We start from the raw sequence: 21,276 nt of genomic DNA, 5'->3' as shown, positions 1-21,276 counted from the left end.
GTGCGTCCGTAGCTCAGTTGGTTAGAGCACCACCTTGACATGGTGGGGGTCGGTGGTTCGAGTCCACTCGGACGCACCAAATCATAATATCCGCAGCTCCACCCTTTCGGCCCGACAGTTCCTCAAGCTTTAAAACTTTGCTCCTGCTACCGCAAACCACATCAGGTATCATCAAGGCCAATACCCTATCAGGACAGATCCCATGCTGAAATTTACCGCAGAGACTGCGTTTGAAAAACTGGACACCGGCCTTACCCGCAGGCAAGGGGTAATGAGCGACGGCACCAGCGCCACGGAAGTAAAGTTCGACGCAGGAACCTTCGGTCAACTGCAAAAGCGGGCTTACGCTCTGCAGACGCAGGTGGTTTCCGGTGAGTTTGAATTCACCGTCGGCAATGATACCCAGGTGGTCCTGGCCGGTGAAACTATCGCCATCCCCGCTAACATTGCCAGCGGCTGCTTCTGCCTGTCGGCCGGTACGCTGCTGGAAATTATCGTATCCGGCTAAAATCGGCCAATGGCATGTTTACACTAAGGTTATTTGCGCAACAAACCGCAGCTGTCAGTTTGCATTTGCGCCACATTTGCTGCTGATTTGCCGGATCCGAGCGTTAGCACCGGTTTTTTATTTTGTTTCCCGCCGCTTAGCCTTTATAATGCGCAACGTCTTTCAGTTGAATGGTTTCAGCCCTTGATCTGCGAAAACGCAATAACAACACATTTTCATCTCATCACGTTGCGCAGCATCCCCGCATCCCGGCGCGGGCTGAATTTTTCCGCCCCATTTCGACTCCGGTCACCTATCCTTAACTATGTTTTGCACCACCAGGCACGACTCAAATCCCTTATCAGTGGCCTGACCGCTGGTTTTATTCGTTTTATTATCCATCACAACTTGTAGAAAACTCCGTCATGAAAAAGACCAAAATTGTTTGTACCATCGGTCCAAAAACCGAATCGGAAGAAATGCTGACCAACCTGCTGAACGCCGGCATGAACGTAATGCGCCTTAACTTCTCCCACGGCGATTACGAAGAGCACGGCAACCGCATCAAGAACATGCGCGCCGTGATGGCGAAAACCGGTCAGAACGCCGGTATCCTGTTGGATACCAAAGGCCCGGAAATCCGCACCATGAAACTGGAAGGCGGCAAAGATGCCTCTCTGGTTGCCGGCCAGACCTTTACTTTCACCACCGATCAGAGCGTTATCGGCAACAACGAACGCGTTGCAGTAACCTACGCCGGTTTTAGCGCAGATCTGAAAATCGGCAACACCGTACTGGTGGACGACGGCCTGATCGGCATGGAAGTCACCAACGTGACCGAAAACGAAGTGGTTTGTAAGGTGCTTAACAGCGGTGACCTGGGCGAAAACAAAGGCGTTAACCTGCCGGGCGTTTCCATCCAGTTGCCGGCATTGGCTGAAAAAGACAAACGCGACCTGATCTTCGGCTGCGAACAGGGTGTGGACTTTGTTGCCGCTTCCTTTATCCGTAAGCGTTCCGACGTGCTGGAAATTCGTGAGCACCTGAAAGCCCACGGCGGCGAGCAGATCCAGATCATCTCCAAAATCGAAAACCAGGAAGGCCTGAACAACTTCGACGAAATCCTCGAAGCTTCTGACGGCATCATGGTCGCTCGTGGCGATCTGGGCGTAGAAATCCCGGTAGAAGAAGTGATCTTCGCGCAGAAGATGATGATCGAAAAATGTAACCGCGCACGTAAAGTGGTGATCACCGCCACCCAAATGCTCGATTCCATGATCAAGAACCCACGCCCTACCCGCGCAGAAGCCGGCGACGTTGCCAACGCCATTCTGGACGGTACCGACGCAGTGATGCTGTCAGGCGAAAGCGCCAAGGGTAAGTACCCGCTTGAAGCCGTTACCATCATGGCGACCATCTGTGAGCGCACTGACCGCGTGATGCCAAGCCGTATCGACAGCCTGAATGACAACCGCAAGCTGCGTATCACAGAAGCCGTATGCCGTGGCGCCGTTGAAACCGCAGAGAAACTGGATGCGCCACTGATCGTGGTTGCCACCAGCGGCGGCAAATCAGCCAAATCCGTGCGTAAATATTTCCCTAACGCCGTGATCCTGGCGCTGACCACCAATGAAGTCACCACGCATCAGCTGATTCTGAGCAAAGGCGTGATCCCACAGATGGTCAAGGAAATTGCCTCTACCGACGACTTCTATCGCATCGGTAAAGAAGCGGCGCTGGCCAGCGGTCTGGCACAAAAAGGCGACGTTGTGGTGATGGTTTCCGGTGCTCTGGTTCCGAGCGGCACAACCAATACTGCCTCGGTTCACGTGCTTTAATATAAAACGTGACATAATTATTTTGATGAAAACGCCGCTTAGCGGCGTTTTTTTTAGCACTGGTAAACTGTTTTCTCAAAAACGCAACCGTGGATTGCTCATTATTTAGCTAATTATAAATCGGAGTTGTCCCATGGAATCCAGCTGTTTTCCCTACATTTTTTAACTATTTTTCAAAAGAAGCTGTAAGTTTGAGCGAACGATCAAAATAAAGCACTCCAATACAAAAAAATTATTCTCTTTCGAAAAAAGTTTGTGTAATACTTGTAACGCTACATGGAGATTAACTCAATCTAGAGGGTGTTATAATGAATCGTACTAAACTGGTACTGGGCGCGGTAATCCTGGGTTCCACTCTGCTGGCAGGCTGCTCTAGCAATGCTAAAATCGATCAACTGTCTTCTGACGTTCAGACTCTGAACGCTAAAGTTGACCAGCTGAGCAACGACGTGAACGCAATCCGTTCTGACGTTCAAGCAGCTAAAGACGACGCAGCACGTGCTAACCAGCGCCTGGACAACCAAGCTCACGCTTACAAAAAGTAAGATAGCTTCGGTTATTGAAAACGGCGCACATTGTGCGCCGTTTTTTTTGCCTGTCATTTCCGCATTTCCCCCCTTCCGTCTTTAGGCGAAAAAAAGGGCTCAGCACGCTGAACCCATCGGTATTGACCGCTACGGCTACTTTTTAATTCACCGAACTGATAGGTGCACCCTTGAACGGGCCCTTATTCGCTTCCTGCGAGGCTACAGGCGTTAAACTGACGTCAGAGGGGTTCTGCCCCACGTTAACCAGCACCGGCATGCCAGAGCGGCGTACAACCGCGCTATCGAACACGGCCTTATCGGTCTGTGCATCGCCGACAAAAGCCTTCTCGGCTTTGGACAACGTAATCGGCATGGTCTGCGGATCGTCGCTTTCAACTCTCGACAGCGGTTGATGCACTTCTACGTAACGTTTACCGTCCGGTTCAACCGAAATTTTCACCGGATCGTTAATGACCTGAACACGGGTACCGCGCGGTACCATGTTGAACAACGCCTCGATATCGGTTGGGCGCAGACGGATACAGCCAGAGCTGACGCGCATGCCGATACCGAAGTTGGCGTTGGTGCCGTGGATCAGATACTCACCGTGCCCCATAGCCAGACGCATAGCGAACAGGCCCATTGGGTTTTCAGGACCGGCCGGCACCACGCCCGGCAGCTTCACGCCTTTCTCCAGATAGCGCTTGCGGATATTGGCGGTCGGCGTCCAGGTCGGGTTCGGGATTTTTTGGCTTACGGAGGTCACCTGCAGCGGAGTGTGCATCCCGGTCTGGCCGATACCGATAGGATAAACGATGACCTTGTTCTCACCTTTCGGGTAGTAATACAGACGCAGTTCGGCCAGGTTGACGACAATCCCCTCACGCTTGGTGTCCGGCAACAGCATTTGGGTCGGGATGGTCAACACCGAACCCGGCTTGGGCAGGAAGGGATCGGTACCCGGGTTGGCCTCAAGCATGCCCAGCAGACCAATTTTATAGTCGGCAGCAATCGCCTCCAGCGGACGCCCATCGTTCGGTACGGTATAGGTGGTGTTCTCGCCAATCAGACGGCTGTCCGGCGGCGGCAGCGGGTATTCGCTCGCGCTGGCGGCTTGCGTGCCGGTCAGTACGGTGGCAAATAGCATGCCCATTAAACTCAACGCACGTTTCATTATCATCCCTATATGCTTATTACGGTTCGGCCACAAGGCTATCTGGCACTTGGTGACCGGTAAATCAGACAAGACCTGATTAATACTAGCAATGCTGACGTCAAAGGCAATAAGTCCTCTAAAAATCAACATGTTATAACGTAATCGCTTTCTCCATTTGTCAGTATAACGTCAAGGGATAAGCTGCTGATATGTCACTGATTTGCGGGGTGAATGGCAGGGTTGGGCGGGTTTTGTAAAGACTCATTGACATAGCAAATATAAGCGTCTTATCAATGAGCCTTAGGAATATCAGAGTTTGGCGGCCTGACTGCGGATTGCGCGGATCATGGCTTCCAGCCCCTGAGAACGGGAAGGCGTCAGGTGCTGACTCAACGCCAGTTCGGCGAAAAACGGCCGCACGTCCAGCTCGACAATCTGCTGCGGCGTCATTTGGTGATAAAGAATAAACACCACCGCCAGCAGCCCTTTGACGATAGCCGCGTCGCTATCCCCGTGAAACTCGACCTGCCCTTGTTCATCGAGCCGCATCACAATCCACACCTGGCTCTGACAACCGGAAATCAGATTGCCCGCCTGACGTTCGCTATCGTCAAGCGCCGGCAGCTTCGCGCCCAGTTCGATGACATACAGGTACTTGTCTTCCCAGTTCAGGCAACGGGAAAAATTACGCACCAACTTTTCTTTATCCGGCAAATTCGCCATGAGGTTCCTTTCAATAATTCAGGGGCCGGCATGCCGACCCCATGTCACTGGCCACCGGCGCTCAGCCAATAGCGCCAAGCCCGACAGTCTACCCTATCCCAGCAGTTTTTGAATTCGCTGCAACCCGGCCACCAGCCGGTCAACTTCTTCGCGGGTGTTGTACAACGCCAACGAGGCGCGGCACATGCTCGGCACATTATAGAACGCCATCAGCGGCATCGCGCAATGATGTCCGGTGCGAATAGCGATGCCGTACTGATCCAGGAAGCTGCCGACGTCATAGGCATGGTGTTCGCCCAGATTAAAGGCGATCACCCCAGCGCGATCCGCCGGACCATAGATCTTCAGCGTCGGTACCTGCTGCAGCGCTTCGAGCGCATAATGCATCAGCGAATGCTCATAATCTGCAATCGCCTCCAGCCCCAGCGCGTTCACGTAGTCAATCGCCGCCCCCAGTCCCATCATGCCTGCAGTATTGGGGGAACCGGCTTCAAAACGCCACGGTGGCTCGGCATAGGTGGTGCCGAGAGTCAGGCTCACCTGCTGAATCATTGAGCCGCCGCCTTCCCACGGTGGCATTTGCTGCAACAGCGCCTGACGACCGTAGAGAACGCCGATACCGGAAGGCCCATACAGCTTGTGGCCTGAGAACACGTAGAAATCACAATCCAGCGCTTGCACATCAACCCGTTGGTGCATGACCGCCTGCGCACCGTCAATCAGCACCTTCAGACCGGCAGCTTTGGCCTGCGCCGTAATTTCCTGCACCGGATTGACCGTGCCCAACACGTTGGAAACCTGAGTCAACGCCAGCAGTTTGGTGGTGGCATCGATCAATCCAGGCAACTGCGCCACATCCAACGTACCATCTTGCTGTAGCGGCCAGACACGCAGGTTCAGCCCACGCTCTTGCGCCAGCATCTGCCAGGGCACGATGTTGGCATGGTGCTCCATCTCGGTGATGATGATGCTGTCACCGGGCTGCAGGAAGTGGCGACCGAAGCTGTTGGCCACCAGATTGATGCCTTCGGTGGTGCCTTTAACGAATACGATCTCTTCCGCCGAGCCGGCATTGATAAACGCCGCCACCTTTTCACGCACCGCTTCCATTTCCTGAGTCGCCTCGGCGCTCATGGTGTGGATGCCGCGATGCACCGCCGCATAACCGTGACGATAAAAATCCAGCTCGCGATCGATTACCGCCTGCGGCTTTTGCGCACTGGCCGCGCTGTCGAGGTAAGCCAGAGGCTGGCCGTTGACCTCACGCGACAGGATCGGGAAATCGCCGCGCACCCGTTCGATGGGAAAACTCATGCGGCCTCCCCCGGCTCCGGCAAGCGCCGTGCAATGCGCGCCAGCACCGATTCACGAATGGTTTCGTTACCGATCCCCTCAGTCAGCTCAGCGGCAAAGGCAAAAATAATCATCTGTTGCGCAGCGTGCTTGTCGATGCCCCGTGATTGCAGATAGAACAGCTGCTCTTCATCGATACGCCCGACGGTGGCGCCATGGCTACACTTCACGTCATCGGCATAGATTTCCAGCTGCGGTTTGGTATCGACCTCAGCCACTTTGCCCAACAGCAGATTGTGGTTGGTCATCTGCCCATCGGTTTTTATCGCGTGCTTGGCCACTTTGATCATGCCATTGAACACGGCCTTGGCGCGGTCGCTAACCACCACTTTGTGCAATTGGCGGCTTTCGCAGTAACCCTTGTTGTGTTCCAGGTAAGTTCGGGTATCGCACACCTCTTTGCCGACCGGCAGCACCAGGCTGTTGATCACCAAATTAGATCCTTCACCGTTAAGCTGCGCGCTAGTGTTGTGGCGCGTCAGGCCCGCACCGAGCAGGAAGCTGTCACTTTTCACCTGCGCGTCGCGGCCAATCACCAAATCGTTATGGGCAAAGTGGTAACTTGGCTGGCTTTCAAACGCCAGTTTGCAGTGATGCAGTTGGGCATTGTCAGCCACATTGGCGGTCAGGCGTGCGCCGGTGAAATGCGCGGCATCGTTCAAACTGACGTAATGCTCAATCACTTCGGCCTGGGCGCTACGCCCAATCTCAAGATGATGACGGTGATGCACGGTGTTCACTTCGCCTGCAGCACCGCGTCCGCTGCTGATATGCAACAGGTACAAAGGGCGTGACGCGCTTTTACCGGCCGCCACGCGGATAATGCTGGTTTCCTGCGCCAGGCTTTCGGTCAGGTGCAGAAAAATTTCAGGCTGAATGGGCTCAGGCAGCGCCTGTGGCGTGCCGTAGGAGGCAACGTCAAACTGATAATCGCCCAGTTCGCCATCGCTCAGCGCCGCACTGAAACGGCCGTCGATAAACACTAACCGATATGCATCGATAGCCAACGCCAGTGCATCCACCTGAGCCGTGGTCACCTGCTCTACAGGCGGCTCCAGGAACTGCTGCTCCAGCAGGCCTTCCAGCGGCGTGTATTTCCAGTTCTCATGCTTGCGGGTCGGCCAGCCCAGGCGCAAAGCCTGCTGCCAGTGCGCCAGCGCATGCGCGGAATGCTCGCCGCCGCGCTCTTCGAACAGGCTATAAAGCTGCTGCAGCGCGCGTGAGTTATTGTTCGTCGGTAAGCCAGCCATAGCCCTGCTCCTCCAACTGTTTCACCAGGGAGAAGTCGCCGGATTTGACGATGCGCCCCTGGGAAAGAACATGAACGTAATCCGGTTTGATGTAATCCAGAATACGCTGGTAGTGCGTGACGATAATGAACGATCGCTTGCCGTCGCGCAGCGAGTTAACGCCGTTGGCGACGATCTTCAGCGCATCGATATCCAAACCGGAGTCGGTTTCATCCAGAATGCACAGATCCGGCTCCAACGCCGCCATCTGCAGAATATCATTACGCTTTTTCTCCCCACCGGAGAAACCGACGTTGACCGAACGGGTCAGCAGATCGGGCGGCATGTTCAGCAGTTCAATCTTCTCTTCGATAAAATCAGCGAAATCGAAGCGATCGAGCGCCTCCTGCTGGCGGTATTTTCGCACCGCATTCACGGACGTCTGCAGGAAGAAATGGTTGCTGACGCCGGGAATTTCCACCGGGTACTGGAACGCCAGAAACACGCCTTCGCCGGCACGGTCTTCCGGATCCAACTCGAGCAGGTCTTTACCTTTAAAGGTCACCTCGCCCTCAGTGACTTCATACTCTTCGCGCCCTGCGAGGGTCGCCGAAAGCGTGCTTTTGCCCGAGCCGTTCGGCCCCATGATGGCATGCACTTCACCGGGTTTGATCTCCAGGTCCAGACCCTTGAGGATCTCGTTGCCTTCCGCGCTGACTTTTAAATTCTTGATACTTAACATGCAGTGTCCTTAGGTCGCGCTTTCGCGCTGTAAATCCGGCGATTAGCCCACGCTGTGTTCCAGGCTGATGGCCAATAACTTCTGCGCCTCGACGGCGAACTCCAGCGGCAGCTCAGAGAACACGTCCTTACAGAATCCGTTGACGATCATCGAAATGGCATTGTCTTCACTGATGCCGCGTTGCAGGCAGTAGAACAGTTGGTCATCGCCAATTTTTGAGGTGGTGGCTTCATGCTCCAGCTGCGCGCTGTTGTTACGCGCCTCAACATAAGGGAACGTATGGGCGCCACTGTCCGGCCCGATCAGCATCGAGTCGCACTGGGTAAAGTTACGGGCGTTTTCCGCCCCCGGCAGGATCTTCACCAGGCCGCGATAGGTGTTTTCGCTGTGCCCGGCAGAGATACCTTTGGCGATGATGGTCGAACGGGTGTTCTTGCCGATGTGGATCATCTTGGTGCCGGTGTCCGCCTGCTGATGGCCGCTGGTCAGCGCCACAGAGAAGAATTCACCGATAGAGTTGTCGCCCTGCAGGATCACGCTCGGGTACTTCCAGGTGATGGCCGAGCCGGTTTCCGACTGGGTCCAGGACATTTTCGACCCGGCGCCTTCGCACAGTGCGCGCTTGGTGACAAAGTTCAGGATCCCGCCCTTGCTGTCACCGCCGGAGAACCAGTTCTGTACGGTCGAGTATTTCACTTCGGCGTCTTTGTGCAGGATCACTTCCACCACCGCCGCATGCAGCTGATAGCTGTCGCGTACCGGAGCCGAGCAGCCTTCGATGTAGCTGACATAGCTGCCTTCGTCGGCGATCAGGATGGTGCGTTCGAACTGCCCGGTTTTGGCGGCGTTAATACGGAAATAGGTCGACAGTTCCATGGGGCAGCGTACGCCCTTCGGCACATAGACGAAGGTACCGTCAGAGGCCACCGCGGCGTTCAGCGCGGCGAAGAAATTGTCGTTTGAGGGTACGACGCGGCCGAGGTATTTGCGTACCAGATCCGGGTATTCGTGGATCGCCTCGCCGAACGAACAGAAAATCACCCCGCTCTCGGCCAACTTCTCGCGATAGGTGGTGGAGACCGAGACGGAGTCAAAGATCGCGTCCACCGCCACTTCACTGCCTTCTCGCACCGGCACGCCGAGCTGGTTAAACGCCAGTTCAACCTCGCTGGTCAGGTAATTGTTGTCCGTGACCGCGCCGGGCTGCTGTTCTGCGCCGGGCTGCGAGCCGCAGGCGTCATCACAACTGCCGCAGGACGGCGCCGAATAATAGCTGTAGTCCTGGTAATTCAGCCGGTCATAGTTGGCTTTCAGCCAGTGCGGCTCTTCCATTTGCAGCCAGGCACGGTAAGCCTCCAGGCGGAACTCCAGCATCCACTCAGGTTCGTTACGCTTGGCCGAGATGGCGCGCACCACGTCTTCGTTGATGCCTTTCGCTAACTCGTCGGTAGCCAGTTGGGTAAAAAAGCCTTCTTTATAGCGACCTTCGCTGACCCAAGCCTGCACTTCATTAGGCATTTCTACATTGCTTCGTGTCATGTTGATTGCATCGCTCAAACGCCAAAACTCTCGCCGCACCCGCAGGCATGCTGAGCTTTAGGGTTGTTAAATTTGAATATCTGATTCAGCCCTTCACGGACAAAATCCACCGTGGTGCCATCGATAAACGGCATGGCTTTTAACGGCACATACAGTTTGGCGCCATCGCGCTCAAACAGCAGGTCGTCGTCAGCGGGTTCACGGGTGAGATCCAGCACATAGGCAAACCCGGCGCAGCCTGACTGCTTCACCCCGAGCTGCAGCCCCTTCACCTGCGGATCCTGCTGCATTAATTTAGTAATTTGTTGTACGGCATTATCACTGAGCAAAATGCCTTGCCAGACATTTTCGTCCAGAGAAAAGGTGCCGACATTTTCCGTTTGCATATGGCCTACCTCACACTCGTGTTTTTCCACAGCCAATCTGGGTTGCTACTATGTTAGTGATAACAATTATCACTTCAACCGTTTGTTTTGCGGGGGTATCCGCCAAAAACCCGGATTTTCGTTTCGGCATGCGGCAAGCGCGCGGGACAGTCAGCGACACAATCGCTGCAGGTCGGCAAGGGGATCAATTTATCCCTATGAATTTACAGCACATCCTGTACTACCTTCGCGCATGCCTATTGGCTCGAACGCTTTACAGATCCGGATTTTTATTTTGCTTTAAACATTCATAGAAAATACCTATTTCTGAATTTTGTCTGTCTTAAAAATGCGTTTATCGACAATAAGGGACTTTTCCCACTCTTTCGCGCTTCACTGCAGGCAGACAATTCGCACGCTCTATGACTAAAGTTTAGTCGTTACTGACCATATTGGGTCGCCGTGCGCTCAATGCATCCCCCTGCCGCGATAAAAATTTCAACAGAATGATTGATCGTAAACGCGCCAGTAAATATGATAATGATTATCATTCAATTACAAATTGAGCGCGGGCAAATGAATATCTCGATGAATGCGTGGCTGCTGGGCAAAATTGATGACTATAAGTTCAGCGTGCGTGACGCCACGGTAGATTTCTACATGGCGGAAGCGTCGCTCAGGCGGCCGGAGTGCAATATCAACCACCTGAAACGCTACAACAACGTCAGCCTCAACATGGCCAATCTGTGCCTGGAAAACGGCGATGATGAAAGCTATCTGCACGCGTTGAGCAAGCTGCATAATCGGCTGATCGTGGAAATCAACAATCCGCAGCGCTGCCAGCTGTTTCGGGTTCAGAGCTACCATTTTGCACGCCATACCCTGACCCTGATCTGCCAGAAATACGCGATGGAAGGCACCTGGGAGAAAGCCAACGCCTTCCAGAAGGACTTCGTCAAGCGGGTGCCGTTTCAGCTGTAACCCCGCCGACTGACAAGAAACCCGCAGGCCGGAATGCCTGCGGGGGAAGGAAACTTAATCGATCACTGCGGTAGTTAAACGCGAAGTGCAGCAAAGGCGGCCGCGCGAATCGAAGATTTCAATCTGCCACACCTGATGCCTACGGCCAACATGCAGTGCGCGACAAACCCCGCGTACCTGGCCTTCAAACACCGCTCGCAGATGGTTGGCATTGATCTCCAACCCTACTACTTTCTGATCGCCCTCGCTGCACAGGTAACCAGCCATCGATCCCATCGACTCCGCCAGCACCACCGAGGCCCCACCGTGCAACAAACCAAACGGCTGCCGCGTACGGTGGTCCACAGGCATGGTAGCCTCAAGGTAATCCTCTTCCATTCGGGTAAACTGGATCCCCACATGGCTGACCATACAGCCTTCACCAGCCTGGTTTAATTGTTCCAGCGTCGTTTCTCGTTTCCACAGTTTCACTCAATCATCTCCAGAAGTGCCTGTAATGGGTGCCGTACACCGTTACCCTCAATGCGTTTGACCTGGCTGCGACAGGAGTAACCGGTCGCCAGACAACGTTGCCGCGGCAAACGTTGCAATGCCTGGTGCCATGATAGCTCATAAATGCCGAGCGAATTCTGCAGGTTCTTCACTTCATGCCCGTAAGTACCCGCCATGCCGCAGCAGCCTACGCTGACATTTTCCAGCCTGGCGCCGAAGCGAGCAAAGATCGACGTCCAGTGCTGACCGCTGGCCGGTAAGGCGGTGGTTTCAGTACAGTGACCGAACAGATACCAGGCCTCACCGGTCGCAGGCTGTTCAGCCCGCTCGGCCAGCAGTTGCTGCAACCATTCGTGCACCAGTTGCACCTGGAAGTCCCCACGGGTTTCCCCCAGGATCTCGTTATATTCATCGCGATAACACAGCACCAGCGCCGGATCGACCCCCACCAGCGGCATACCGAGTTTTGCCACCCGATTGAGGAAATCGGCGGTTTTGCGCGCAGTACGAGCAAAGCGCGTCAGGAATCCTTTGATATGTTGCGCCTTGCCATTCGGAGAAAACGGCAGCAGCACCGGCCGGTAGCCGAGCTTTTCCACCAGCCGTACAAAGTCCGCCACCACTTTGGCATCGTAATAGCTGGTGAAGGGATCCTGCACGATCAAAACGTGCTGCTCGCGTTGTTCGGTGTTCAGCGCTTCAAGCTGTTCCAGCGTCATGGTCGTGGCACCATGGCCGGAAAGCTGTTGACGCAGCGTCGGGCTGGAGAGCATCGGCAAATCAACCATGCCGACAGTATTGCGGCTTAGCTCACGCACCCAGGGCTGACGGAAGAAGAAGTTGAACACCTTGGGCGCTTTCGCCATCAGCGGCGTATAGCTCTCTACTCCGGCGACCATATAGTCACGCGCCGGCCGCAGATAACGCGTGTGGTAAAGCTGCAGGAAACGCGAACGGAAGCCCGGCACGTCAATCTTGATCGGGCATTGGGTAGAACAGGCTTTGCAGGCCAGACAGCCGGACATCGCCTCTTTCACCTCGTGCGAGAAATCATATTCGCCTTTGCCGGCGTACCAGCTGTTACGGGTTTTCTCGATCAGCGTTCGGAAACTGAGCCGCTGCTGTGGCAGCTGTTTTTCCAACGCCACGGGATCGACGCCCTGCTCGGACAGCAGACGCAGCCATTCACGCACCAGCGCGGCCCGGCCTTTTGGCGAATGGATACGATTGCCGGTGATTTTCATCGACGGGCACATCGGGCTACGCACGTCAAAGTTGAAGCACAGACCGTTGCCGTTACATTCCATCGCCCCCCGGAACGAAGTACGTACCTCGACAGGAATGCGGCGATCGAGGGTACCGCGCTTGACGGCGTCCACTTTCATCATTGGCGCATCGACGCCCAGCGGCGAGCAAATTTTGCCGGGGTTGAGGCGGTTGTTCGGATCGAATGCGGCTTTGATGCGACGCAGTTCCAGATACAGCTGCTCGCCGAAAAACTCCGGGCTGTATTCGGCGCGGAAGCCTTTACCGTGTTCACCCCACAGCAAGCCGCCGTATTTGGCGGTCAGTGCCACCACCCGATCGGAGAGCTGTTTCATCAGCACTTCCTGCTGGGGATCGCACATGTCCAACGCGGGACGCACGTGCAGCACGCCGGCATCGACGTGACCGAACATGCCGTAGCTGAGGTTGTGGCTGTCCAGCAACTGACGGAATTCGACGATGTAATCGGCCAGATGCTGAGGCGGCACGCAGGTGTCTTCGGCAAAGGGAATCGGTTTGGCCCGCCCTTTGGCGTTACCCAATAACCCGACCGCCTTTTTGCGCATGTTATAAATGCGCTCGATGCCCACCAAATCACCACAGATCTGATAGCCAATCACGCCGCCCTGCCTCTCGGAGATCAGCTCGTCTAATCGCAGGCACAGGCTTTCCATCTGCTGGTCGATCAGGACCTGGTCGTCACCGGCAAATTCGACGATGTTCAGGCCCAGCATCTCTTTATCCGGCACGTTGGTGATCAGTTCGCTCACCGAATGCCAGACGATATCCTCACGCGCCAGGTTCAACACCTTGGAATCGATGGTTTCTACCGACAACGCCTTGGCTTCAACCATAAAGGGCGCATTACGCAGCGCGGAATCAAAGGAGTCGTATTTAACGTTCACCAGGCGGCGCACCTTCGGCAGCGGCGTAATGTCCAACCGCGCTTCGGTAATAAAGGCCAACGTCCCCTCGGCGCCGGTCAGGATACGCGTCAAATCGAAGGTTTGCAGATCGTCGCTAAACACGTGCCGCAGATCGTAGCCGGTCAGGAAGCGGTTTAGCTTGGGGAATTTTTCCAGGATCAGCGCGCGTTGGTCACGGCAACTGTTGAGTACCGTTCGGTAAATCTGCCCCTCAAGGGTTTCCTCACAGGCAATCGTTTCCGCCAGTGGCGTCGGCATGGCGCGAGTGTCGATCATGTCGCCGCCCAGCAAAACCGCCCGCAGGCCCAGTACGTGATCGGAGGTTTTACCGTACACCAGCGACCCCTGGCCGGAAGCGTCGGTATTGATCATGCCGCCCAGCGTGGCGCGGTTACTGGTGGAAAGCTCCGGCGAGAAAAAATAACCCAAGGGCCGCAGGTACTGGTTAAGCTGGTCTTTGATCACCCCAGCCTCCACCTTGACCCACCCCTGCTCGACGTTGATGTCCAGAATACGGTTCATGTGGCGCGACATGTCCACCACGATGCCGCTGTTAAGCGACTGTCCGTTGGTGCCGGTTCCGCCGCCGCGGGGGCTAAAGGTCAGCGCGTTGAAACGCTCTTCAGCCGCCAGGCGTGCAATCAGCGCCACGTCTGCGGTGGAGCGGGGAAACACTACCGCGTCGGGCAGCAACTGATAGATACTGTTGTCGGTCGCCATCGTCAGCCGGTCGGCGTAGCTGGTGGCGATATCGCCATTGAATCCGTTTTGCTTTAAGGCTTCCAAAAAGTCGAGCACCCGTTGAACGAGGCCGGGTGCCTGAGAAATCTGTGGGATCATTCGCTTTTTGACCCTGTCTGTCTATTTTTTATGTGCTTATGCACGCTGAATCAGGCCTTTATTCAGACCCACCCTACTTTTTATTAGGCATAAAAACTAACATACTCGTTTAGTGAAGGCATGCACATTATTAGGTCGTCAGACGACGCGCGATAAAAGGTGCGGCGCATGATGAAAAGTGACGAAAATGCACCATGCTTAATCTAAACAAAGGAATTAACTTACCAGGATGAGAACCCATTCATGACAATCCCCCAGTCCCGATACGATTTGCCACGGATTATTTTTGGCGTGCTGTTTATCGCCATTATGATCGTCGCCTGTTTTTGGGTCATTCAACCGTTCATTCTCGGCTTTGCCTGGGCCGGCATGGTGGTTATCGCCACCTGGCCGCTGCTGATCAAGCTGCAAAAAATACTTTGGGGCCGCCGCTCGCTGGCCGTGTTGGTCATGACGTTGCTGTTGATCCTGCTGTTCATCCTGCCGATTTCTCTGCTGGTCAGCAGCGTGGTCGACAACAGCGCGCCCGTGGTTGCCTGGGCCAGTACCCCCGGCAAGCTGCATATTCCCGATCTGGCGTGGCTGCAATCGATCCCGATGATCGGCGATAAGATATATAACAGCTACCATACGCTGGTGAGTGCCGGCGGCACTGCCCTGGTGGCGAAAGTGCAACCCTACTTCGGCCAAACCGCCACCTGGTTTGTGGCGCAGGCGGCGCATATTGGTCGCCTGTTGTTACATTGCACGCTGATGCTTTTGTTTAGCGTATTGCTCTATGCCCGTGGTGAGCAGGTTGCCCTGGGCATTCGCCACTTCGCAACGCGTCTTGGCGCCGAACGAGGCGATGCTGCCGTCGTGCTGGGTGGTCAGGCAATCCGTGCGGTGGCTTTGGGCGTGGTGGTGACGGCGCTGGTACAATCGGTATTGGGCGGTATTGGCCTGGCGGTGACTGGCATTCCAGCCGCCACCCTGCTGACGGTGCTGATCTTTATCTGCTGTGTCGCGCAACTGGGGCCGCTGTTGGTGCTGGTGCCAGCCATTATCTGGCTGTACTGGAGCGGTGACACCACCTGGGGCACCGTGCTGCTGGTCTGGAGCTGCGTGGTGGCTACGCTGGATAACGTATTGAGGCCGGTGCTGATCCGCATGGGTGCCGATCTGCCGATGCTGCTGATCTTGTCCGGTGTTATCGGCGGCCTATTGGCTTTCGGCATGATTGGCCTGTTTATCGGCCCCGTGGTGCTGGCGGTGTCTTATCGCTTGCTCACCGCCTGGATGAACGAAGCGCCGGAACCGACGACCGATCTGGAAGAAGTCGCCAAAGACCTGGAACAGATGTAATCCGGATCTCTGCCCGGCTCCCCGGGCAGAATCCTTTCTTTATCCATATCCATTCTCATTTACTTCAATCCGTCGCGGCGATAATTAATAAAGTCCCTCTGAATGCCGGGCTAGCGTGCATTAATTAAACATACCGCATGAATACATCTTTTTAGCCTGAAGATAAAATTGAGCAAGGTTTAAAATAAATGGGAACCTGGATCTTGATTAGGATGATTCTTAATGACTAATTTCGTTTAAATATCTAGTATTATTGCCATCTATTGCTTCAAACATCTGATTTAAAGCAAGATTTCCTAACAATGTAATGCCATACATGTGAATTGCTGTGTGTAGTCTTTGCCCGTCTCCTATGATGGGCTTTTTTTTATTCTTTTTTTGGCCAAGATTAATGCCGAAATCCATTCTATTTACATTCAGAAATAATAAAGCCGTAACCTGAGCTACGGCTTTAGAGTTAATGCGGAATCTTATGTCGAAGAATTACTTTTTCTTCGACAGATTGACCCAGGTTTGCACCACGGTATCCGGGTTGAGCGACAGGCTGTCAATGCCCTGCTCCATCAACCACTCGGCGAAGTCCTCATGATCGGAAGGGCCCTGCCCGCAAATACCGACGTATTTGCCATGGCGTTTAGCCGCTTGAATCGCCATCGACAGCAGCGCTTTAACCGCCTCGTTACGCTCGTCAAACAGTTCAGACACCACGCCCGAATCGCGATCCAGCCCCAGCGTCAGCTGGGTCATGTCGTTGGAGCCGATGGAGAAGCCATCGAAGTGTTCCAGGAACTGATCCGCCAACAGGGCATTGGACGGAATTTCGCACATCATGATCACTTTCAGGCCGTTTTCGCCACGCTTCAGACCCTGACGCGCCAATTCGGCGACCACCGCTTCCGCCTGCGCTACGGTACGCACGAAAGGCACCATGATTTCGACGTTGGTCAGGCCCATTTCATTACGCACGCGTTTTACCGCGTCGCATTCCATCGCGAAGCAATCGCGGAAGCTGTCGGCGACGTAACGGCCGGCGCCACGGAAGCCCAACATCGGGTTCTCTTCATGCGGCTCGTATTTCTCACCGCCCACCAGGTTGGCATATTCATTGGATTTGAAGTCAGACAGGCGCACAATCACCCGCTTCGGCCAGAATGCCGCCCCCAGCGTGGCAATCCCTTCCGTCAGGCGGCCCACATAGAACTCGACCGGGTGGTCGTAGCCTTGCATCAGCGCCTTGATTTCCTGCTGCAGTTCTGGAGTCTGTTGATCAAACTCCAGCAATGCCCTCGGATGCACGCCAATCATGCGGTTGATGATAAATTCCAGCCGGGCCAGGCCCACGCCTTCGTTCGGCAAGCGCGCAAAGTCAAAGGCGCGGTCGGGGTTACCGACGTTCATCATGATTTTCAGCGGCAGTGACGGCAGCTCGGTCACTTCGGAACTCTGCACGCTGAAGTCGAGCATATCGCTGTACACAAAGCCGGTATCGCCTTCCGCACAAGAGACGGTGACCTTCTGGCCGGCATTCAGCAGATCGGTAGCGTTACCGCAACCGACCACGGCAGGAATGCCGAGCTCGCGCGCGATGATCGCCGCGTGGCAGGTACGGCCGCCACGGTTGGTGACGATTGCCGCGGCCTTTTTCATGATCGGTTCCCAGTCCGGGTCGGTCATGTCCGTCACCAGCACGTCGCCTGGCTCGATCAGGTCCATTTCGCTGATATTATGGATGACTTTTACCGGGCCTGCGCCAATGCGGTGGCCGATGGCGCGCCCTTCCACCAGCACCGGGCTGCTGCCGTTAAGCTGGTAACGCTCCATCGTCTGTTCGTTGGAACGCACGGTTTCCGGACGGGCCTGAACAATCAGCAGCTTGCCGGTATGGCCGTCTTTGGCCCACTCGATATCCATCGGACGGCCGTAGTGTTTTTCGATCAGCAGTGCCTGATGCGCCAGGCCCTGTACTTCTTCGTCGGTCAGAGAGAAACGATTGCGTTGCTGCTCTGGCACGTCTTCAATTTGTACCTGTTTGCCGTGATCCTGCGAAGGTGCGTACACCATGCGGATTTTCTTCGACCCGAGGTTACGACGCACGATAGCCGGCTTGCCTTTCAGCAGCGTCGGTTTATGCACGTAGAATTCGTCAGGGTTTACCGCGCCCTGCACCACCATTTCACCCAGGCCGAAGGCGGAAGTGATAAACACCACCTGGTCAAAACCGGATTCGGTATCGATGGTGAACATTACGCCGGAAGACGCCAGGTCAGAACGTACCATGCGCTGCACGCCGGCCGACAAAGCCACGCCGCGGTGATCGTAACCCTGATGCACGCGGTAAGAGATGGCACGGTCGTTAAACAATGAGGCATATACGTGCTTGATCGCCACCATTACGGCGTCGATGCCCTGCACGTTGAGGAAGGTTTCCTGCTGCCCGGCAAAGGAAGCGTCCGGCATGTCTTCTGCGGTGGCGGAAGAACGCACGGCAAAAGAGGCTTCCGGCTCGCCGTCGGCCAGTTGCTGGTAAGCCAGGTTTATTTCGCGCTCGAACTCTGCATGGAACGGCGTGTCGATGATCCATTGACGGATTTGCGCGCCAGCCTTGGTCAGTTGGGCAATGTCGTCAACGTCAGTTTGATCCAGTAACTGATAGATGCGCTGGTTAACACCGCTTTGCTCGAGGAAATCGTTAAACGCCTGCGCGGTGGTGGCAAAACCGTTTGGCACGGCTACGCCCAAATCGGAAAGATTGGTGATCATTTCACCGAGGGAGGCATTTTTGCCGCCGACACGGTCAACGTCGTGCATGCCGAGCTGGTTGTACCAAAGCACATTACGCAAGTCTGGGCCATTGTTGGACATCGAGACAATCCTTATTGCTATCAGTAGGGTATAGACGGATTTAATTCGCTTGCTTTATCAGCGCCGCTAAAACGGTGCCGAATCAGACTAGCACAATGATCCATAGGAAATGGAAAGGTGAATCGATCAACCCGGCGAAGAAAATGGATTTTAGGAAAACTTCCTGAAATGAAAAATGAGGATGGAATCGTTCCCTGTCGCACTAATAGCTTAAATCTCAACAAATTAAGTAATTTTTAAACTTGATTTTTAAAAACCATATTATCACTAATGATTTTGGTGAAAATAACATCGTTCTGTGGAACCATTCCTCAAGAAAAAGAAACCCCTGCTTTTCATAAAATTTAAAATAGAGTTTCAATCAATAACGCTCCGACGAAAGCTTATTCCTTGATCGGCGAAATTAATCGACGACTCTGCCCTCACTATCACATTTTTTTTGCCCGCCCCTTTACCGCTCGATCATCTCAAGCCCATGATAAGAGCAAGCCGATGCGATAACTGCATCACCGTTTCAGGTAAGGAGCCTCGGGTGGAAAGAAGCGTTTTTTATATTTCGGATGGCACGGCGATCACCGCCGAGGTTTTGGGCCACGCCGTGCTGTCTCAATTTCCGGTGAAGGCCACAACCTTTACGCTGCCCTTTGTCGAAACCGAGGCGCGCGCCCGTGGAGTCTGTCAGCAGATTAATGATATCTATCGAGATACCGGCGTGCGGCCCCTGGTGTTTTACTCGATCATTTCGCCGGAAGTGCGCAAAGTCATCACCCAGAGCGAAGGGTTTTGTCAGGATATTGTGCAAGCACTGGTCGGCCCGCTGCAGGGTGAGTTAGAGGTGGAGCCTACCCCGGTCCCTAATCGTACCCACGGCCTGACGGCCAGCAACCTCGGTAAATATGATGCCCGTATCGCGGCTATTGACTACACGTTAGCCCATGATGACGGCATTTCGCTGCGTAATCTCGACCAGGCCCAGGTGATTTTGCTCGGGGTTTCACGCTGTGGCAAAACCCCCACCAGCCTGTACCTGGCGATGCAGTTCGGCATCCGCGCCGCCAACTACCCGTTTACCGCCGATGATATGGACAATTTACACCTTCCCGCCGCGCTGAAGCCGTTTCAGCACAAGCTTTTCGGCCTGACTATCGATCCGGAGCGTTTAGCCGCTATCCGTGAAGAACGGCGCGAAAACAGCCGTTATGCCTCTATTCGCCAGTGTCGAATGGAGCTTGCCGAGGTGGAAGCGCTGTTCCGTAAAAATCAGATCCGTTATCTCAATACCACCAATTATTCGGTAGAGGAGATCTCGACCAAAATTCTGGACATTCTGGGCATGAGCCGCCGCATGTTCTAGTTTTCACGCGGTGGGCCGGTCCCCTGCCGCGTGCTGCTTATTTCTTCATTGGCGACGTTTTTTGTGCTTTTTTTAGCGATTCTGATCAACAGAACACAGTTTCTCCGGTTGAATTCATCGGTTTTTACGTTATTGTGATCGCCATCACTTCCCGGCACTCCTGCCGCAGCGAAGAAAAGTCTTTAGAGAAAATCATGCACAAAACAGATGAACTGCGGACCGCGCGCATCGACAGCCTTGTCACGCCGCAAGAACTGGCGGAGAAGTTGCCGATCTCGGCGGAAATCGCGGATAACGTGACGGCCTCCCGGCAACGCATTGAAAAAATCCTGACCGGTGAAGATCGCCGCCTGCTGGTGGTTATCGGCCCATGCTCGATACACGATCTCGACGCCGCCGTAGACTATGCCGGCCGCCTGAACCAACTGCGCATACGTTACCAGGATCGCCTGGAAATCGTGATGCGCACCTATTTTGAAAAACCGCGTACCGTGGTGGGCTGGAAAGGCCTTATCTCCGATCCGGCGCTGGATGGCAGCTTCCAGGTGAATCGTGGGATCGAAATGGCGCGTCGGCTGCTGCTGGAAGTGAACCAGCTCGGCCTGCCTACCGCTACCGAATTCCTCGATATGGTGGTCGGTCAATACATCGCCGACCTGATCAGTTGGGGCGCGATTGGCGCACGGACCACCGAAAGCCAGATCCACCGTGAGATGGCCTCGGCGCTCTCCTGCCCGGTGGGCTTCAAAAACGGTACCGACGGCAATACTCGCATCGCCATTGACGCCATTCGTGCGGCGCGCGCCGGACACATGTTCCTGTCCCCGGACAAACACGGCCAGATGACTATCTATCAGACCAGCGGCAATCCTTATGGTCATATCATCATGCGCGGTGGCAAAACCCCGAACTACCATGCTACCGATATCGTTGCCGCTTGCGACAGCCTGCGTGAATTCGACCTGCCGGAACACCTGGTGATCGACTTCAGCCACGGCAACTGCCAGAAACTGCATCGCCGCCAGTTGGAAGTAGCAGAAAATGTTTGCCAGCAAATCCGTGCCGGTTCTGCTGCCGTGACCGGCGTGATGGCGGAAAGCTTCCTGGTGGAAGGCACCCAGAAAATCGTGGCCGGTCAACCGCTCACCTACGGTCAGTCAATTACCGATCCTTGCCTGAGCTGGGCCGACAGCGAACAGCTGCTGGCCATGCTGGCCGATGCGGTAGATACCCGCTTCTGATGCCAAAACCG

General features: G+C 54.8%; 17 protein-coding genes, 1 tRNA gene and 1 other RNA gene. 9 read left to right on the top strand and 10 right to left on the bottom strand.

Going from position 1 to position 21,276, the window contains the following annotated elements; translation table 11 throughout:
• The first annotated feature begins 2 nt into the window (after positions 1–2).
• The 4 genes from AC1RKG_RS00975 (at position 3) to AC1RKG_RS00960 (ending at position 2,870) form a co-directional block, all read left to right on the top strand.
• Positions 3–79, top strand: a tRNA-Val gene (locus AC1RKG_RS00975).
• 123 nt (positions 80–202) lie between these two features.
• Positions 203–508: a cupin domain-containing protein gene (locus tag AC1RKG_RS00970; RefSeq protein ID WP_493181710.1), complete on the top strand. Its 306-nt coding sequence runs from the start codon at positions 203–205 to the stop codon at positions 506–508.
• Between the two features lie 404 nt (positions 509–912).
• The gene (pykF, locus tag AC1RKG_RS00965) at positions 913–2,325 is read left to right on the top strand and encodes a pyruvate kinase PykF (protein WP_493181708.1); all 1,413 of its coding nucleotides are present in this window, start codon (positions 913–915) and stop codon (positions 2,323–2,325) included.
• Between the two features lie 308 nt (positions 2,326–2,633).
• On the top strand, positions 2,634–2,870 hold the full coding sequence (locus AC1RKG_RS00960; RefSeq protein WP_004943717.1) for a major outer membrane lipoprotein: 237 nt from the start codon (positions 2,634–2,636) through the stop codon (positions 2,868–2,870).
• A 142-nt stretch (positions 2,871–3,012) separates the two neighbouring features.
• Here the strand turns inward: AC1RKG_RS00960 and AC1RKG_RS00955 are convergent, their stop codons facing one another.
• From AC1RKG_RS00955 to sufA, 7 genes are all read right to left on the bottom strand, one after another.
• Positions 3,013–4,026, bottom strand: coding sequence for a L,D-transpeptidase family protein (locus AC1RKG_RS00955; protein ID WP_020826660.1), 1,014 nt, complete (start codon positions 4,024–4,026; stop codon positions 3,013–3,015).
• 291 nt (positions 4,027–4,317) lie between these two features.
• Positions 4,318–4,731, bottom strand: coding sequence for a cysteine desulfuration protein SufE (gene sufE / locus AC1RKG_RS00950; protein ID WP_020826659.1), 414 nt, complete (start codon positions 4,729–4,731; stop codon positions 4,318–4,320).
• A 93-nt stretch (positions 4,732–4,824) separates the two neighbouring features.
• A complete protein-coding gene (sufS, locus tag AC1RKG_RS00945; RefSeq protein ID WP_020826658.1) occupies positions 4,825–6,045 on the bottom strand; it encodes a cysteine desulfurase SufS in 1,221 nt (406 codons plus the stop codon).
• Positions 6,042–7,334, bottom strand: a complete 1,293-nt coding sequence (gene sufD, locus AC1RKG_RS00940; protein ID WP_115058947.1) for a Fe-S cluster assembly protein SufD — start codon at positions 7,332–7,334, stop codon at positions 6,042–6,044. The genes sufS and sufD overlap by 4 nt, the downstream gene beginning before the upstream one ends.
• Positions 7,309–8,055, bottom strand: a complete 747-nt coding sequence (gene sufC / locus AC1RKG_RS00935) for a Fe-S cluster assembly ATPase SufC (RefSeq protein ID WP_020826656.1) — start codon at positions 8,053–8,055, stop codon at positions 7,309–7,311. The genes sufD and sufC overlap by 26 nt, the downstream gene beginning before the upstream one ends.
• Positions 8,056–8,097: 42 nt before the next feature.
• The gene (gene sufB / locus AC1RKG_RS00930) at positions 8,098–9,594 is read right to left on the bottom strand and encodes a Fe-S cluster assembly protein SufB (RefSeq protein ID WP_041414521.1); all 1,497 of its coding nucleotides are present in this window, start codon (positions 9,592–9,594) and stop codon (positions 8,098–8,100) included.
• Positions 9,595–9,608: 14 nt separating this feature from the next.
• Positions 9,609–9,980, bottom strand: coding sequence for a Fe-S cluster assembly scaffold SufA (gene sufA / locus AC1RKG_RS00925; RefSeq protein WP_020826654.1), 372 nt, complete (start codon positions 9,978–9,980; stop codon positions 9,609–9,611).
• Positions 9,981–10,535: 555 nt separating this feature from the next.
• On the opposite strand from sufA, the gene AC1RKG_RS00920 reads away from it, so the two are divergent.
• Entirely contained in the window at positions 10,536–10,940 is a 405-nt protein-coding gene (locus AC1RKG_RS00920; RefSeq protein ID WP_004943694.1) for a hypothetical protein, read from the top strand.
• A gap of 54 nt (positions 10,941–10,994) precedes the next feature.
• Here AC1RKG_RS00920 and menI read toward each other — a convergent pair whose 3' ends face one another.
• Together menI and ydiJ are read right to left on the bottom strand one after the other, a co-directional pair.
• Positions 10,995–11,411: a 1,4-dihydroxy-2-naphthoyl-CoA hydrolase gene (gene menI, locus AC1RKG_RS00915; protein WP_493181707.1), complete on the bottom strand. Its 417-nt coding sequence runs from the start codon at positions 11,409–11,411 to the stop codon at positions 10,995–10,997.
• A complete protein-coding gene (gene ydiJ / locus AC1RKG_RS00910) occupies positions 11,408–14,464 on the bottom strand; it encodes a D-2-hydroxyglutarate dehydrogenase YdiJ (RefSeq protein ID WP_493181705.1) in 3,057 nt (1,018 codons plus the stop codon). The genes menI and ydiJ overlap by 4 nt, the downstream gene beginning before the upstream one ends.
• A gap of 243 nt (positions 14,465–14,707) precedes the next feature.
• On the opposite strand from ydiJ, the gene ydiK reads away from it, so the two are divergent.
• A complete protein-coding gene (gene ydiK, locus AC1RKG_RS00905; RefSeq protein ID WP_020826650.1) occupies positions 14,708–15,808 on the top strand; it encodes an AI-2E family transporter YdiK in 1,101 nt (366 codons plus the stop codon).
• Positions 15,809–16,068: 260 nt separating this feature from the next.
• An RNA gene (gene rprA, locus AC1RKG_RS00900) (antisense sRNA RprA) lies at positions 16,069–16,179 on the top strand.
• Positions 16,180–16,291: 112 nt separating this feature from the next.
• Here rprA and ppsA read toward each other — a convergent pair.
• Positions 16,292–18,670, bottom strand: a complete 2,379-nt coding sequence (gene ppsA / locus AC1RKG_RS00895) for a phosphoenolpyruvate synthase (protein ID WP_046373702.1) — start codon at positions 18,668–18,670, stop codon at positions 16,292–16,294.
• A 532-nt stretch (positions 18,671–19,202) separates the two neighbouring features.
• Here ppsA and ppsR point away from each other — a divergent pair.
• Positions 19,203–20,024, top strand: coding sequence for a posphoenolpyruvate synthetase regulatory kinase/phosphorylase PpsR (gene ppsR / locus AC1RKG_RS00890; protein ID WP_017892646.1), 822 nt, complete (start codon positions 19,203–19,205; stop codon positions 20,022–20,024).
• Positions 20,025–20,218: 194 nt separating this feature from the next.
• Positions 20,219–21,265, top strand: a complete 1,047-nt coding sequence (locus tag AC1RKG_RS00885) for a 3-deoxy-7-phosphoheptulonate synthase (RefSeq protein ID WP_046373703.1) — start codon at positions 20,219–20,221, stop codon at positions 21,263–21,265.
• The last annotated feature ends 11 nt before the right edge of the window (positions 21,266–21,276 follow it).

It is taken from the genome of Serratia sp. GW822-FHT06D09 (assembly GCF_058799515.1).
Note: the sequence above shows the minus strand (reverse complement) of the source record. Positions and strands in the feature narration are given on the sequence as shown.

Bases quoted from the DNA above. Each gene is read 5' to 3' on its own strand.
- AC1RKG_RS00970 (WP_493181710.1), top strand. From the start codon at position 203: ATGCTGAAATTTACCGCAGAGACTGCGTTTGAAAAACTGGACACCGGC.
- pykF (WP_493181708.1), top strand. From the start codon at position 913: ATGAAAAAGACCAAAATTGTTTGTACCATCGGTCCAAAAACCGAATCG.
- AC1RKG_RS00960 (WP_004943717.1), top strand. From the start codon at position 2,634: ATGAATCGTACTAAACTGGTACTGGGCGCGGTAATCCTGGGTTCCACT.
- AC1RKG_RS00955 (WP_020826660.1), bottom strand. From the start codon at position 4,026: ATGAAACGTGCGTTGAGTTTAATGGGCATGCTATTTGCCACCGTACTG.
- sufE (WP_020826659.1), bottom strand. From the start codon at position 4,731: ATGGCGAATTTGCCGGATAAAGAAAAGTTGGTGCGTAATTTTTCCCGT.
- sufS (WP_020826658.1), bottom strand. From the start codon at position 6,045: ATGAGTTTTCCCATCGAACGGGTGCGCGGCGATTTCCCGATCCTGTCG.
- sufD (WP_115058947.1), bottom strand. From the start codon at position 7,334: ATGGCTGGCTTACCGACGAACAATAACTCACGCGCGCTGCAGCAGCTT.
- sufC (WP_020826656.1), bottom strand. From the start codon at position 8,055: ATGTTAAGTATCAAGAATTTAAAAGTCAGCGCGGAAGGCAACGAGATC.
- sufB (WP_041414521.1), bottom strand. From the start codon at position 9,594: ATGACACGAAGCAATGTAGAAATGCCTAATGAAGTGCAGGCTTGGGTC.
- sufA (WP_020826654.1), bottom strand. From the start codon at position 9,980: ATGCAAACGGAAAATGTCGGCACCTTTTCTCTGGACGAAAATGTCTGG.
- AC1RKG_RS00920 (WP_004943694.1), top strand. From the start codon at position 10,536: ATGAATATCTCGATGAATGCGTGGCTGCTGGGCAAAATTGATGACTAT.
- ydiJ (WP_493181705.1), bottom strand. From the start codon at position 14,464: ATGATCCCACAGATTTCTCAGGCACCCGGCCTCGTTCAACGGGTGCTC.
- ydiK (WP_020826650.1), top strand. From the start codon at position 14,708: ATGACAATCCCCCAGTCCCGATACGATTTGCCACGGATTATTTTTGGC.
- ppsA (WP_046373702.1), bottom strand. From the start codon at position 18,670: ATGTCCAACAATGGCCCAGACTTGCGTAATGTGCTTTGGTACAACCAG.
- AC1RKG_RS00885 (WP_046373703.1), top strand. From the start codon at position 20,219: ATGCACAAAACAGATGAACTGCGGACCGCGCGCATCGACAGCCTTGTC.